Below are 15,460 nucleotides of genomic sequence, written 5' to 3' on the forward strand. Positions count from 1 at the left end.
CTTTCCATGTTTGGGTTTACGTTTAGTGTAAACCTATTTCAGGACAAGACACCCCTATCTATCGCAAGCGTCCGCTTGTGATTTTAAAGCTTGAAAATCATCACTAAAGCTCAATTTCCAGGAATCCTTCAGTGCCAGAATAATCGCCCCTATTGCTCCAAAGATAATCTACCGGTTGGGGAACTATCCCTGCTTCTACCGGATTATTATGAAGATAATCCAATTTAGTTTCCTGCATGTGGTTGTCCCATAATTTATAGGCTGGTTATGCTGCTGCCACAATTGCCATTCCCGGTTATTGTTATTTTTCCTTCCAGCCCGCTTCATCATCCAAATTAGCCATTCCTTCCTGCGTTCCTGCGGATGATCGGCAATTTGTTCCCTGAGCTTCCGGGAAGTGAAGCTTTTAATGTCACGCATAATATCTTCCATTGGATTGGATTCTGTGCTGATAATCAGATGTACATGGCTTGGCATGATAATCCAGGCATTCAAAATCAATCCTGTATGTTGTTGGCAGTATTTCAGGCTATCAATAAGTACATAACAGTATTCCTTTCGGGTAAAGAGATCAATTCAATGTACCACTGCAAAACTTACAAATTAAGGCTAGGTTTGATCTCGAAATTCCTGGTCTTTACCGGCATTCCCACAAGCGGACGCTTGCGGGAGAGTGAGCAGGATAACAGAGGAATTGTACACGCGAGGGCTTTAGCCCTTCTATTCTAAAAGGGCTAAAGCCCTGATGCTTTCGTTGTTGGTCTCCTTTCCTCCGCCCTGAAGTACGAAGCTACTGATGCCCTGAAGGATGGGTTTGAGCCTCTGGAGAAATATTTATACTCCCTGAAAGGCAGTATAAATTCAAAACATAGTACCATTCTTCCTTATGATTCAAGCATTCCCACTTCTATCGTATCCTATCCAGAATCTCCCCGATCAACCCGGGGCCGGAAAACACGAAGCCGGTATAAAGCTGCACCAGATCAGCGCCCGAAGAGAATTTGTTCATGGCGTCCTGTGCGGTCATTACACCACCGGAGCCAATGAGGGCAAGCTTTCCCTGGGAACGTTCGCGGAGCTTGTTCAGCACAGCCGTGGATTTATTGGTGAGCGGGGCACCACTCATTCCGCCCTCACCAATGGCCGCCACGCGGTCTGGTTCCAGGCCATCCCGCTCGATGGTGGTGTTGGTCGCCACGAGGCCATCAAGCTTATTTTTCAGCGCTATTTCCACAATCTCGTCCAACTGCTCATTGGTGAGGTCTGGCGCTATTTTCAGGAATACCGGCCGCTGCCCCGGCTGCCTGTGGTTTTCGTCCTGCACAGCGCCCAGGATGCGCTGTAGTCCTTCCTTGTTTTGCAGCTCCCGAAGTCCGGGCGTATTGGGCGAGCTTAGGTTTATTACAAAATAATCAACCAGCCCGTTTAAGGCAGAAAAACAGGCTACATAATCCTTCTCCGCTTGCTCATTGGGCGTGTCCTTGTTCTTGCCAATGTTGCCGCCAATCACCATGTCGTCTGTGCGATTTTCCAGGCGCTTTGCCACAGCCGCCACACCATCGTTGTTAAAGCCCATGCGGTTTATCACCGCCTTCTGCCTGGGCAGCCGGAACAATCGTGGTTTGGCATTGCCTGCTTGTGGCCGTGGCGTTACCGTTCCTATTTCAATAAATCCAAATCCCAATGCAAATAGTTCATGGTAAAAGCGGGCATTTTTGTCCAGCCCGGCAGCCAGCCCAACCGGATTCCTGAATGTAATTCCGGCCACAGTTTTCGGTAAATTCGCGTGCTTTGCACCCAGCGCTCCCTTTATTCCCGGAAGGTGCATGGCCAGCTTCAGGGATTGCAGGCTCAGGTCGTGGGCCGCCTCGGCAGGCAGGGAAAAAAGCAACGGGCGCAGGATTGAATATAAATTCATAATGACAAAGGTAGCAAGCCACCAAACCAACATCAACGCAAACTATGGCAGAAGCCCACGATAAACGCCCACTGGCCGAGCGGATGCGGCCCCGAAACCTTGATGATTTTATTGGGCAGGAACATCTGCTTGGCAAGACTTCGGTGCTGCGCCAGGCCGTGGAAAGCGGCACTGTACCTTCCATGATTTTCTGGGGACCACCAGGCGTGGGGAAAACCACCATGGCCCACATTATCGCTGAAAATGCGGGGCTGCCTTTCTATGCACTGAGCGCCATTAGTTCGGGCGTAAAGGATCTGCGCAAAGTGATAGAAGAAGCCGAAGCAGGAGAGCAGGCGCTGCTCTTTATTGACGAAATCCACCGCTTTAACAAAGCACAACAGGATGCCCTGCTGGGGGCGGTAGAACGCGGAACCATCGTATTGATTGGCGCCACCACAGAGAACCCTTCGTTTGAGGTGATCTCTGCCCTACTCTCCCGCTGCCAGGTGTATATTTTGAAACCACACGAAAAAGATGATTTGGTGGCCATTGCCCATCGCGCCATAAAGGATGACGAAATCCTGCAACAGTGGCAGATCGAAGTAAAGGAATGGGAGGCCATGCTCCGGCTGTCGGGAGGCGATGCACGCAGGCTGCTGAATGTGCTGGAACTGGTGGTGAACAGCTTTAAGGAGAAGAAGGTGGTGATAACGGATGAGCTCGTGATGGAGCGCGTGCAACAGAAAATGGCACTTTACGACAAAACCGGAGAGCAGCACTACGACATTATTTCTGCGTTCATAAAAAGCATGCGCGGCAGCGACCCCAATGCTGCGGTGTATTGGCTGGCGCGGATGCTGGAAGGTGGGGAGGACCCCAAGTTCATCGCCCGCAGGATGCTAATCCTGGCCTCAGAAGATATTGGCAATGCAAACCCCAATGCGCTGCTACTGGCCACCAGTACTTTCCAGGCCATTGATGTAATCGGGATGCCTGAAGCGCGGATCATCCTGTCGCAATGCGCTACCTACCTTGCTTCATCCGCAAAGAGCAATGCCAGTTACGAGGCCATTGGGGCTGCCCAGAAACTGGTGAGGCAGCAAGGCGACTTGCCTGTGCCGCTCCACCTGCGCAATGCGCCAACCAAGCTGATGAAGCAAATTGGCTATGGAAAGGATTACCAGTACAGCCACGGCTTTCAGGACAATTTCTCAGCGCAGGAATATTTGCCCGAAAAGCTCAGCGGCACCAAGATTTACGACCCCGGCAAAAACCCGCGCGAAGAGCAGCTCCGCCAGTTCCTGAAGCAGCGATGGAAGGGGAAGTATGGGTATTGATGTAATTAAAGGATTGTATTCAAACATAGGCTACGGTATTATAGATTCTTGTTTGATCACAATCATTTTTATTTATAATTAATAATACGTTAATATTTATACTATTTACGGTGTCAATTCCAAATTTCCCGAAATCGTTGTCATTCCCGCAAAAAGGGGAGTCTCCGGCTGTAAAGCAACCACGTAACTTTTATAAGGGCTTTATGCGCAGGAGATACAGGATATTACGCTCGCGAAATTCAGGAATGACAGGTTTGTTTGTATTTCAGGCTCATGGGTAAAGTTTGGACATGAGCACAAGTTCATGTCCGCGAAAGCTGTTTTTTTGGACATGAGTTTAATTATCCTTTTTTTAGTAATTGATATAATTTAGTGTTTATAAATATCAATTCTTTTCCTTTTTCTTCTGATTCAAGGATTTTTAATTCTTCTAAACTTCTAAGATAATTGGAAGCTGTTTTTCGGTTCAGTCTCATTCCATTCACCAGAAACTCAATTTTACAATAAGGATGAATGAACAATTGCTCAATAAGATCTTTCGAATAAATTCGGGGAAGGCTTTTCTGAACAATTGTCTGAGTCTCAGAAAATATCTTGTTGATTTGTTTTATTTGATCAATGGTTTGCAGTGCGGTAATTTCGATGCCCTTCAATATAAACAACACCCAAGCATCCCATTTCGCCTGTGTTCGCACTTCTTGCAGCAAACGATAATAGGTCACTTTGTGGTGGATAATATAGGCACTTAAATACAATACCGGATCGTCAATTAAATTTTTTAACACCAGATACAAGATGTTGATGATTCTGCCGGTTCGACCATTGCCATCATAGAAGGGATGAATGCTTTCAAACTGATAATGCTGCACAGCCAATTTGATCAGTGGTGAAACCTCATCATCATCATCAATATTCAGATAGTCTTCAAGGTTCTTCATTAACTTATTAATGGTCTCCTGATTATCTGGGGGCGTATAAATGGTTTTATTCGTCAGATCATTTATGAGTGCTGTTCCTGGCAATTTTCTAATGCCTGCATCATTCTCCTCCAATTCCTGTTGAATGGATACAATGCCATTGGTGCTCAAAAATCCATTTTCCCTGACGAGACGAAACCCGGACAGCAATGCCTCCCGATAACGCAGGACTTCTTTAGTGGCCGGATCTGGATTAGCTGCCGTGGCTGTCAACGCTTGGTATAGTTTATCCTGGGTGGTTATCACGTTTTCGATTTCGGAGCTTGCGCGGGCTTCCTTCAGAATAACAGCGTTAAGGAGTATTTTTGGATTTGGAAGTGTCCTGGCCAAACCCTTTAGCTCTGCTAATGCTACGGCCGATTTACTCTCCTGACGAAGGATTGATAAGGTTTCAATCAGTGATTGCCGGGGAGGCAAAAATGGTAAACTGTTATAGGGTTTATCAGGATTAAAGGTCATGCTTTTTATTATATAAAGTATGTGTGCCCCGCTATGAAATTTTTCATAAAACCAATGCCAATTTTAAAAAAGGTCGGTGCTCGTTGAAGCAGGACAATTTTTGTCAAATATAGAATTTTCAGAAATGGCTATAGGTCATTTTCTTCCTTCGTTCACCAATCACGGATTTGCAGGCTCAATAACCTTCTCGTTTCTCTTACGGTTCAATAGCCGCATCTTTGCACAGGCCGTAACCAAAAAAGCCAATTATGCTTATCCATCGGGAAACATTGATTTCGGATGATGTAATCAACGAGGAGTTTGTCTGCAACATCAGCAAGTGCAAGGGTATATGCTGCGTGGAAGGGGATTTTGGCGCTCCACTGGAAAAGGATGAGATACAGCAGATAAAATCGGATTACAAGAAGAAGCCCGCCCAGCACCAGCAGCGTCTTAAAGCGCATTAAATTTTTTCCGAATATACTATTTCAGGATAATATCGTTCTGTCTTTCGTTGGACAGCAAATTACCGGTTTGCATCGCCCCGGGTTTTTTTAAACATCTGGCTTTTCCCGGAGCAAGTGGTAACTTGCCCCTCTTAAAATCAAAATTTGCCTTGATATGATTGCCTTCAAATCCCTGCCCTTACTCATTTTATTTATTGGTATTGCCTTTCAAACTTTTTCCCAGGATAAAAATCATGAGCGCCTCCCTGTGAAAATATGGGAGCGTGAATTTTCTGAGGGCACCTACGAGGGACCGAGTGAGGTTATGGATGTGGCTGGTGATTCTGCACGAAATTACTATTATACCGGCTATTTCACCAGTCCGAACGGAGGATACGATATGGCCCTCGTCAAAACCGGAGGGGACGGAAGTGTGATTTGGAAAAAGCGGATACCGGGTGAAGGAATCCACTGGAATAGCGGGCTAAAAATACAGATAGGAGCGCAGGGAAATATCTATGTGTTGGGAATGTTGTTTTTGAATAACGGCAACCATGTCACTTTGTTGAAATTTAATAATTCAGGAGAATTGATTTGGAAGACGCCCATCGAAAAAATGCGAACATACAGACCCTTAGGGTTGCGTGAGTGGAACATGCCCCAACATTTTAGGGAGGGCGACCATCATTATGTAATTTATGAAATGAATCCGAGAGATACGGTTGAAGAATTGAATTTGGTCAAAATAAATGATTCAGGAAATGTAATAAACAAAAGCAATATAGCACTCACCCCTGACCCATTGTATCCTCGAATATATTTTGATGAAGTAACCTTCCATGACGGCTTTTTCAGTACAATAATGCGTTCAATAAATCCATGGCCGAATAGACAAAGAGATCATTTGTTATTTTTTGATCTTAACGGTGTAATATTCATGACAAAAGAATACGCCACACCGTTGCCACCGATGCAACCCGAGATAATTGGTAGCACCGATTCATCTGTCTCAATTCGCTACACAGATGGTGCAACCGGTGATGTGGCAGGAATGGAGATAGGAAGGTCTGGTAATACGGCTGCCGCCATAAACTTAAGTCTTACAAATTATGATGACTTTTCAAGCAAGTTTGTGCGTCTCGATCATTATCATTATTCAGTTTTATATAATCTAATCCAACAACGCTATTATTTAGTAAAATGGGCTGACAGCCTAAAGATTGAGGATGAATTTCCATTGCCACTTCCAGAAAAGCCGCGTGGCATTCTGGCAGATGAGGACGCAGGGATATTTCTGATATACACTACGGACAGTGGGCTTACGGTCTATAACTATGATACAAATGGCAGCCTACGTTGGGTCAACTATTTTGAAGGAAGTATATGGGAACTGGATGTATGGGACGCTAAGATTGTTGGGGACCATTTGGTTTTTTGCATAAATCCTTTGCATAGATGGTCAGCAAGTGCCCAGGTACCTTTGGAGAACTTCCGGATTGTTCGCTTTAATAAAGACAATGGAGTAGTTGCTGAATATAAATATGGGGAAAGTGCCGGTTCCATCACTCAATTACACAAGCAGGAGATTGACGCTAAGGGGAATGTGATCGTACTATGTACGAATTCCCTAACTCGGAATTATTCGGAATTTGCCTTATACAAAGTAGGAGCCGATGGAAATTTAAAATGGAAGAAAACCGGGCCGGAGATTTCAGGTTACTACTTCCAATACATTTGTGGTTTTTATGTGGTGGAGGGCGATAACATTCATATTTTTCACCGGGACGAGTTTAATGTGTTTCATCGAATAATATTTGCCCCTGATGGCTCATTGAAGGAAGACAAGACGCTTCAGGCCTTCTCTTCTCCTACGGCCTTTCATCAATTCTATAAAGGAAGTAATGGATCATCATTGGGTATAGCAATTAAAGTTTATGACAGTCTTGGTGGTCCTGATGTGAGCATAGCACTTTTCGCAAACGATACAAGAATTATTGCCGAGGAAAAAATTCCATTGTACGCAAGCGTGATGGATATAAGCCATGATAAAAGAAATAACGCATTTCAAGTAGTTTTGAATTTTCCCGAAGAAACATCTGATCAGATTAGGGAGGAACTATGGCAGATACACAGTAATGGGCATATTGAAAAAAAGCTTTTGGGCTATTATCCCAGCCACTTATCATGGATAAAAAAAGTTGCCTTTGACAGGGATGGAAGTTTTAGTATAATACGTGATTTCCGTTCGCCAAATACTTCTGATCCTGAAATTCATAAGTATACGGCTGATGGTACTTTGATAAAAAAGCTAAGTTTAGATGTGTTGTCAGGCTCAATGAGGTTTGCAGCTCCAGGGACAAGATTTAGTATAGACAAGGCAGGAAACTACCTGATTAGTGGTAATGTTACCAATCCATTACTATCCGAACATCGCGCTGTATTTTATAAATTTGATGGTGATGGCAACCTGAAGTGGTCCCATCCATCCAGTGCCATTGCACAGATTTGGTATGTAAACCATGATAATGATGTGTTTCTTTATCTTTATGAAGATGGCTTGAATGATTCATTGCTGAAGATAGATGAATATGGCCAAATATTATGGAGAAAAGCTACTGATAACAATGGGCTGCAACAATTCATGGCTTTTGACAAAGGCTTTTTCTATGAGACGTGGGGATATTTTGGCAAAACCGTTCTTAGGAAATATCAGGATCCGGGCATCAACGCTGTTGAGCTGCCGTCACCGCTATTTTTCTTTGAGGCATATCCCAACCCAACTTCTGGTGATGTGACCTTCAGCTACCAGATTCATGAGCCATCGGATGCCAGTTTGTATTTCTACGACTTACAAGGGCGGTTGTTAACGTCTTTTGAGCTTGGCAACAAGGTGGCCGGCATCCACCATTTCCGATATAACTTCACACATGAATATGCCCAGGGCTTATACCTGGTAAGGCTGGTGGCCGGAGAGCAATCGGGTTCAGTAAAAGTGGTGCTGAGCAATTAAAGGTTTTGGGTATGAACCTAATGGTGAGTGGCAATTTCTGAAAGGAACAGTATATCTTCTAAAATGAAGATTGGGTTTGCCTTTCAATATTTGTATTTTAAAATCCCGATATTACCTTGAAAACATTTTTGCCAAATATAAAAGCGAAATAACCCTGTAGAATCCCATGAAAGAAAACCTGCAATTAGTTATTGTTAACTTTAAAAAACATAAGAACCAGTAAAGGGTACAGGAAAAAATTGAAAAGCAATAGTCCTATCACCATCATTCCCAGAGTTATTATCCAATCGATGTTATTCGGCCTGGTTAGCATATCTATTATGGTCAGCAGTGTAAATATAAATAATAGTAATCCAATCAGCAATGCGGTTATGGCCAAATAGCCAAAAGATTGGGAAATTGAAATCTCAGCCTCTTTTCCGGTTTCTGTTTCTATATAATCCAGGATTCCCGGAAACGCAGAGGATTGTCTGTTTTGGGAATATTTCATCAAAGGCGGGTAGGTTTTCAGCCAAAAGAAAAACAGGAAAATAGCAAATGGCATTGTCCACCAAATTTCCATAATGGAGCTGTCTATTGTGGAGATATAAAGAAATCCGGATACATAACCCAAAAGACACAGGAAATATAGCCCGCCCATTACCAGTAATGATTTTAACTTCATGGGATTTTTTTCGCGAATATTACAATTCTTCGGGCAGAAGCCCGAAGCTACATAGCCGCCCGGTATCAGGTTTCAGCTTAATGATGGAACCGTCCCGCACTATGAAACGAGTGAAGGATGCAGAAGTGGCCATAGGATTGGAAGTGATTTTAGGTAAGGCGAAGATGCGTAAACACAAAAAAACCCCGGAGAATCTTCTCCGGGGCCTCTCAACCAAAAAGCTTTAATAACCACTTAACCAAAAACAACTATAAAAAATATATAATTCTTACAACCAGCGGGATTGTCCCTTCCGGATCAAAATATCAGGACATTTTGATCCCGGCTCGTACTGCTTGTTTCTAATTTAGTTCTTTCCTTTGATGTAACGCAAAGATAATATTGCCTCTCAGTACTTATCGGGTGAGAAATGGCGAATACCTTACATACGTATTAAATTCCGAAAAAAAGAAAAGTGAACTTGATTTTCAGGGAAATATCCTTTGGCTCTGAAGCATACCCGCAAACGGTGAAGCTCCGGGAAGAGGTACTGAGAAAGCCTTTGGGCCTAGAATTCAGCCGGGAGCAGCTTGATTCAGAAGCCGGGGATTATCATTTGTGCGTGATGGCGGAGCAGGGCCCACTGGCCTGCCTGGTGCTGACGCCTCACGCTGAAGGCTGTTTAAGAATGCGACAGGTAGCCGTTTCGCCCGACCACCAGAAGAACGGGATCGGTCGTTTGCTGGTGGCTTTTTCCGAAGGATTTGCCATTGAGAAATATTGCCGGGAAATGGTTCTCCATGCCAGAGAGGAAGCCATTCCTTTCTATAAAAAACTCGGATACAAAGTATATGACGAGCCTTTTAAAGAATTGGAAATTCCGCACAGGAAAATGAAGAAAGTACTTCCCGCTCCGCGAATCTTCCGGAATTCTTACAAAAAGGGCATGGGAGGAAATTATGAAAAAAGCAATTTTGAGGACTGGGAAACCAGGCCTGGGAAATAAGCTAAAATTCTTTACTAAAACGCACGTCTTAATTTTAGTAATTTTGCAGGAAACTTTGGCGGATGTGGACTAAGGTCTCTCATTTTATTTTAAGATATCGGTTTCTTCTGCTTGGCCTTATTGCCATAGTTACCCTCGTGATGGGCTACTATGCCCTGCAGGTTAAAATGTCCTACGATTTCATCCAGGTGACGCCCTCGGATGATCCGGATTTTAAAACGTATCAAAAGTTCAAAGATCAATTTGGCGAGGACGGAAGTTCTATGTTCGTGGGATTTCAGGCCGCACAGCTTTGGAACCTGCGCTTCTTTCAGGACTATTATGACGTTACCAAAAAAGTAGAAGCCCATCCCGGCATCACTGAAGTACTGACGCTCACGAATCTCCAGAACCTGAAAAAGGACAGGGCAAGAAGAAGCCTCTATCTGGATCCGGTAATTGACAAAAGGCCCCAAACCCAGACTGGACTGGATAGCCTCAAAGAAGAGATTCTTAGCCTGCCTTTTTACAGGGATCTGCTCTATAATCCTGAAACCCATACCGTAATGATGCTGGTGCGGTTTGATAAGGATACGCTTGCATCAAAATCGCGGGGTGACCTCATCGCTCATATTGAAGATGAAATGGACAGCTTTGGCGAGCTATACAATCTGGAAATACATTACAGCGGAATGCCCCTGATCCGCACCAAGATCACGGAGAAAGTAGCCAATGAAATGAAGCTGTTTTCCACCATTTCCATTGTCATCACAGCCCTCATACTTTTGTTTTTCTTTCGTTCCTTTTCGGCAATGGTTTTCCCGCTGGTGGTCATTATCATCATCATGGTTTGGACCCTCGGAACCATAAGCCTGTTTGGGTATAAGCTTAATATTCTCTCCGGTCTCCTCCCTCCACTGATCGTCATCATCGGGGTGCCTAATTTTATTTATTTTCTTAATAAATATCACCACGAGTTTAAAAAGCACGGAAATAAAGTCCTGGCCATAAACCGAATGGTGGAGAAAATTGGGGTCATCACTTTTTTGACAAACTGCACCACAGCCATTGGGTTCGGTGTGCTTTTCCTGACGGAAAGTCCTATCCTCAAGGAGTTCGGACTTGTAGCCGCCATAAATATTATGGCGACATTCTTCATATCGGTAATCACCATTCCGGTAATATTCAGCCTGCTTCCGGAGCCCTCCAGCCGACATACCAATTATCTTAACAGCCGGTATATGAAATACGCGCTGGACACTATTGATAATTGGGTCCATAACCACCGCAAATGGGTGTATCTGGTTACAGGGTTAGTGATTATCCTCGGTATCGTAGGTGTAGCGCGCCTGAAGGTGATTGGCTATATGCTGGACGATATTCCGCACAAGGACAAGCTTTATAGCGACCTCATGTTTTTCGAGAAGCATTTTGAAGGCGTGATGCCCTTTGAAATAATTGTGGATACAAAACAAAAGAACGGATTGCTGAGGCCGGAGAACCTGCAAAAGCTGGATCAGTTGCAGGATTCCATTGAGTCGTACCCTGAATTTGCCCGGCCCATGTCAGTGGTGGAGGTGATAAAATTTACGAAGCAAGCATTTTATGATGGCCGGGAAAGCCAATACAGCCTGCCAACAGCGAGGGAAAGGAACTTTCTGCTGCCTTACCTTACCGGGATAAAAGGTGATAATCCGCTCATGCAAACCATGATTGATACCAACCGGCAGGTAGCGCGCATTTCAGCTAAAATGGAGGATGTAGGGTCGCTGAAGCTGGCAGAAATAAAAGAACGCCTGGAAAGGAACATTACCGAAATATTTGGAGATACGGATTTTCATACGGACATAACGGGAGTGAGTGTGGTGTTTATGAAGAACAATAAATACCTGATCGAGAGCCTTGTGTCCAGCCTTATCCTGGCTTTTTTGATAGTTTCCTGCATCCTGGGGCTGCTCTTTATGCAATGGCGAATGATCCTGATCTCCATCATCCCCAACTTTATACCGCTGCTGGTGACAGCCGGATTAATGGGTTTCTTTGACATCGCGCTGAAGCCATCCACAGTTTTGGTGTTCAGTATTGCCTTCGGAATATCGGTGGATGATGCATTGCACTTCCTGGCTAAATACCGGCAGGAACTGAATAATCACAACTGGGATGTGCCTAAAACTGTTTCAGTGGCGCTCGGAGAAACAGGCTTCAGCATGATATACACATCACTCATTCTGTTCTGTGGTTTCTCCATTTTTGATGCATCGTCCTTTGGCGGCACGGCCATGCTGGGTGTGCTTACCTCCATTACTTTGCTCATTGCAATGCTTACCAACCTGGTGATCCTGCCTTCATTGCTCCTGACGTTTGATACCAAATTCAGCAAGAAAAAAATAGCATTGCCAGACCCTGAATAGCTATAGGGCGGAAATGATTTTGCCGGATAATCCTTTAAGCAGCCTCCCTTTTGGAGGGATAAATTTTGGCCGGAATGGAAGAGGAATCTGATTATTATTTCAATGAGGACGGCCTGCTGGTCTTTACGCGGCATTATCATCTGAAACGCGGGTATTGCTGTGGAAAGGGCTGCCTTCACTGCCCATACAACTGGGAAAAAGTGCCGGAGCCTACCCGGTCAAACCTGCTTAAAAGGCAGAATAAGCGCGAAAATAAGTAACCCAATTCGGGATTCTGCCCTCGGTTCCCTGCTAGTTCTCGCATGCACACTGCGAACCGTCATCTTGGCTGGCCAGTTCCACACAATCATCTTCCATTGCTTTAAGATCTTCACTGGTTCCGCAACGCTCGCTGTAGAGCTTGGTAACCTGTCCATCTTCATCCTGCACCTTGCACGATGCGCAATCTCTGCATGATGTGAAAGTCATAACAATCGCCATCCCAATGGCTCCGGTTAGTATTTTTAAGTGATTCATAAACATAAATATTAGTGAAAAGATGAGTTCACGAAATTACATGGAACCGGGCAAAAATGTATTCTGCCGGCACGCATTTGCGATTTCCTTCATTTTTCACAGGGAAATGCATTTATATAAATGCACGCGGGACTGAGTGCAACAGCTACCGAAAAAACAATTATGAAAGGGAAATATCAGGGGTCAGGGCGCAGTCGCGGTGACCTCATTATTGCAAGTACACATTTTAGCAGCCCAGCCACGGCAGGGGGATGACCAATGGACAGAGCAGGATGAGGTTTACTTGATTTATTTTTTACCGGAGGAGGCCACGATAATGACCCCGCCTATCAGCAAAATGCCTCCGGCTATTACAGGCCAGCCAATTTGATCATCATCCTCCGCTCTGACTTCAAGCGGTCCCAGGTCCAGAACTTTGTCCTTGGTTGCGTAATCTATTCCGCCATAAATCAACCCGGCAAGGCCGAAGATGATCAATATCACTCCAATTGTTTTTTTATTCAAAACAGGATTTTTTTAATACACGATTAAAAGAGAAAAGACCCTCCGCTATACAGAGAGCGAAGGGTTCTTTTAGTTCAAACAATGCCTAACCTCTAATAACCCTTATGAGTACGGCTATAATGGCCAGTACCAACAGGATGTGGATGAGGTTGCCACCAACGGGGTCAGCCGGCAATAAAAAGCCCAGCAACCAGAGAATGACAAGGATGATGGCAATCCAATAAAGTAAAGCGCCCATAGGTTTAAAATTTAGTTTGTGGAAAGATTAGTTTAAGTTTTTTAAAAGATATTATTTCTGAAGGCTTTGGTCATGCACTTTGTATTGGCCATATTCCACTTTCAGTTTATTTATTTCGTTGGCAGCTTCAATGTTTATGCTGTCTTTCAGCGCGGTCTTGCGCCTGTTCAGGCGGTTCCATAGTGTATCTATCTGTGTCCAATCATCTGACGAATACTGCTCCTTGTTCATTTTTACTTCCCGCACAAACTGGTGGTAAGTTTCCACCAAATTCCCGGAGGTTATGGCTTGGGGTTCATCTTCAGGCCCTTCCAGCATACGCTCTAGTTTGTCAGGGCCAGTCTCATCTCCAAATCTGGTTTCGTATTGCCGCCTGAAATTAAAATAGCGGGTATTATTTCTCTCTACTTCAGCTATCTGCTCATCACTCATCAAATGACGTTTATTTTCCACACCTGCCCGCATGATCTCATACTCATTTCGAATGGCTTCCATTTCTTCCAAAGTAAATTCCTTTTCCGCTGTTTCAACGCTATCCATAAATGAGGCATAGGCATCAACATATACTACAACATCATCCTCCTGCGGTGTGCTGTTGCAACCTGCAGGAACTACCAGCACACACATCATGGCAATGAGTCCGGAAGTAATCCTTTTATTATTATTGTTAGCCAGCATAAACTTTTAAGCGGTGATTTTTCTAAACAAACCTTTTGACAGGTATGCCGTCACAAATATTTGTGTAAAACGCTCCTGCTTTTAAATAGTTTATGAACAGGCGATTTTAGATTTCAGGCGTTCTGGGGCTTGCCTGTGAATTCTGTTATTTGCGCTCAGTAATGACAATTTCATTTCCGGAAGTCCGGTACTTTAATGATTTTCCTGAAGGCAAATTTTTCCTGTTTTTAATATCCTTAACAGTTTTTATTGTCATTTTAATAACGGCAGGTGCCAGCACCACGAGCGCCTTTTCGCCAAGTTTTCTTAAAAAGCTCTTCCGGCTGCTATTCTTCGTTAATCTGCCAAGCAGGATCATTGTTCCTATATGTACAGCGCTGGTGCGCAACTGGTTTTTCATGCCCGGATTAGGAAGGATATTATTTGCCAATTGGTACATGACGTTGACCGGTTTCAGTGCAGTTCTCACCGTATTAAAATCCCGCTTCACGATTTGCCGCTGCAGGTCGAGCTTCAGCTCCAGCCGCTTCTTTTCTTCCTGAAGTTCCTTATAAGTCCTTATCCGCTTTCTTTCCATTTTCTGCATCCTTATTTTCAGGAAAAAAGACTGTTACCATTTTATTGAGAATAGGATTATAAATTAATTGCCTTTTAAAAATAAAAAATATGATCGTAAGTAAAAGATAAAACCCGGAAATAATGGCAAACCCAATGTAGTAATCGCCCAGCCATTTGCCCAGAAGCAGGGCTAACGCCACGCTGCTGAAAATGACAAAAAACAGGAAGAAACATGCAACAATGGCCAGACTGGCCAATGTTGAAAATGTGGACGAAAGCTTATCCAGCAATTGCAGCCTGAATAGCTCCAGCCGGGTTTCTATGTATTCAGCAAGATGGTGTACCGGTTCCTTCAGGTCCATAAGCACATATAAGCCCGTCCAGGGTTATTAATACAAAATTAAAACAGGTTCATAAAAGAAAAAAGATATGCCATATTCTGACATATCCTTTTCCTCATTTTTACAAAGAAATAAATTAGCGGGCCTTAGCCTTATCAAAATTTTCTTTTGCACCGGCCAGGTTTGATTTGATTTCATTCGTAGCAGTTTGGCTGGCTGTTTCAATTGAATCCATTGCCTGCGAAGCCTGCTGCTTCAGTTCGTCAGATAGCTTCTTTGCACTGTCCATTAGTCCGTGCCGGAAATCTTCGCCTTTTTCAGGAGCGAGGAGTAAACCTGCAACAGCTCCCACAGCCGCGCCTGCTATAAATGCGATTAATACTTTTTCAGTTGAGCCCATAGTATTGGATTTTTTAAAATTGTTGAAAAATGTGTTGGTTAAATCCTCAGTTGCTTTTTTCATAAAGTTCAAAATCAT

Annotated in this window: 17 protein-coding genes; 6 read left to right on the forward strand and 11 right to left on the reverse strand. The window is 44.0% G+C overall.

What is annotated here, in order from left to right:
• Positions 1-195: 195 nt before the first annotated feature.
• Entirely contained in the window at positions 196-477 is a 282-nt protein-coding gene (locus tag WD077_03035; protein ID MEX0966185.1) for a transposase, read from the reverse strand.
• Positions 478-907: 430 nt separating this feature from the next.
• A complete protein-coding gene (locus WD077_03040; GenBank protein MEX0966186.1) occupies positions 908-1,918 on the reverse strand; it encodes a quinone-dependent dihydroorotate dehydrogenase in 1,011 nt (336 codons plus the stop codon).
• 44 nt (positions 1,919-1,962) lie between these two features.
• On the opposite strand from WD077_03040, the gene WD077_03045 reads away from it, so the two are divergent.
• Positions 1,963-3,237, forward strand: coding sequence for a replication-associated recombination protein A (locus tag WD077_03045; protein MEX0966187.1), 1,275 nt, complete (start codon positions 1,963-1,965; stop codon positions 3,235-3,237).
• 341 nt (positions 3,238-3,578) lie between these two features.
• Here the strand turns inward: WD077_03045 and WD077_03050 are convergent, their stop codons facing one another.
• Positions 3,579-4,673, reverse strand: coding sequence for a Fic/DOC family N-terminal domain-containing protein (locus WD077_03050; protein MEX0966188.1), 1,095 nt, complete (start codon positions 4,671-4,673; stop codon positions 3,579-3,581).
• A 248-nt stretch (positions 4,674-4,921) separates the two neighbouring features.
• On the opposite strand from WD077_03050, the gene WD077_03055 reads away from it, so the two are divergent.
• Entirely contained in the window at positions 4,922-5,119 is a 198-nt protein-coding gene (locus tag WD077_03055) for a DUF3109 family protein (protein ID MEX0966189.1), read from the forward strand.
• A 154-nt stretch (positions 5,120-5,273) separates the two neighbouring features.
• On the forward strand, positions 5,274-8,108 hold the full coding sequence (locus WD077_03060) for a T9SS type A sorting domain-containing protein (protein MEX0966190.1): 2,835 nt from the start codon (positions 5,274-5,276) through the stop codon (positions 8,106-8,108).
• A 184-nt stretch (positions 8,109-8,292) separates the two neighbouring features.
• Here the strand turns inward: WD077_03060 and WD077_03065 are convergent, their stop codons facing one another.
• On the reverse strand, positions 8,293-8,772 hold the full coding sequence (locus tag WD077_03065; GenBank protein MEX0966191.1) for a hypothetical protein: 480 nt from the start codon (positions 8,770-8,772) through the stop codon (positions 8,293-8,295).
• A 454-nt stretch (positions 8,773-9,226) separates the two neighbouring features.
• Between WD077_03065 and WD077_03070 the strand changes: the two genes are divergently transcribed.
• From WD077_03070 to WD077_03080, 3 genes are all read left to right on the forward strand, one after another.
• Positions 9,227-9,757 carry a GNAT family N-acetyltransferase gene (locus WD077_03070; protein ID MEX0966192.1) on the forward strand — a complete coding sequence of 177 codons (531 nt, stop codon included), beginning with the start codon at positions 9,227-9,229 and terminating at the stop codon, positions 9,755-9,757.
• Between the two features lie 62 nt (positions 9,758-9,819).
• Positions 9,820-12,147, forward strand: a complete 2,328-nt coding sequence (locus WD077_03075) for an MMPL family transporter (protein MEX0966193.1) — start codon at positions 9,820-9,822, stop codon at positions 12,145-12,147.
• Between the two features lie 74 nt (positions 12,148-12,221).
• Positions 12,222-12,407, forward strand: a complete 186-nt coding sequence (locus WD077_03080; protein MEX0966194.1) for a DUF5522 domain-containing protein — start codon at positions 12,222-12,224, stop codon at positions 12,405-12,407.
• A 31-nt stretch (positions 12,408-12,438) separates the two neighbouring features.
• On the opposite strand, the gene WD077_03085 is transcribed toward WD077_03080, so the two are convergent.
• The 7 genes from WD077_03085 to WD077_03115 all read right to left on the reverse strand — a co-directional run bounded on the left by WD077_03085 (position 12,439) and on the right by WD077_03115 (position 15,445).
• On the reverse strand, positions 12,439-12,663 hold the full coding sequence (locus WD077_03085) for a hypothetical protein (GenBank protein ID MEX0966195.1): 225 nt from the start codon (positions 12,661-12,663) through the stop codon (positions 12,439-12,441).
• Positions 12,664-12,951: 288 nt separating this feature from the next.
• Complete coding sequence (locus tag WD077_03090; protein MEX0966196.1) at positions 12,952-13,167, reverse strand: hypothetical protein; 216 nt, start codon at positions 13,165-13,167, stop codon at positions 12,952-12,954.
• Positions 13,168-13,252: 85 nt separating this feature from the next.
• Positions 13,253-13,405 (reverse strand): lmo0937 family membrane protein, encoded by a 153-nt coding sequence (locus WD077_03095; protein ID MEX0966197.1) that lies wholly within the window; start codon positions 13,403-13,405, stop codon positions 13,253-13,255.
• 51 nt (positions 13,406-13,456) lie between these two features.
• Complete coding sequence (locus tag WD077_03100) at positions 13,457-14,083, reverse strand: hypothetical protein (GenBank protein ID MEX0966198.1); 627 nt, start codon at positions 14,081-14,083, stop codon at positions 13,457-13,459.
• 145 nt (positions 14,084-14,228) lie between these two features.
• Positions 14,229-14,660 (reverse strand): hypothetical protein, encoded by a 432-nt coding sequence (locus WD077_03105; GenBank protein ID MEX0966199.1) that lies wholly within the window; start codon positions 14,658-14,660, stop codon positions 14,229-14,231.
• On the reverse strand, positions 14,632-15,003 hold the full coding sequence (locus tag WD077_03110) for a phage holin family protein (protein ID MEX0966200.1): 372 nt from the start codon (positions 15,001-15,003) through the stop codon (positions 14,632-14,634). Before WD077_03110 ends, WD077_03105 begins: the two co-directional genes overlap by 29 nt.
• 115 nt (positions 15,004-15,118) lie before the next feature.
• Positions 15,119-15,445 carry a YtxH domain-containing protein gene (locus WD077_03115; protein MEX0966201.1) on the reverse strand — a complete coding sequence of 109 codons (327 nt, stop codon included), beginning with the start codon at positions 15,443-15,445 and terminating at the stop codon, positions 15,119-15,121.
• Positions 15,446-15,460: the final 15 nt, after the last annotated feature.

The sequence above is a fragment of the Bacteroidia bacterium genome, assembly GCA_040880525.1.
In the GTDB taxonomy this organism is placed as follows: Bacteria; Bacteroidota; Bacteroidia; order CAILMK01; family JBBDIG01; genus JBBDIG01.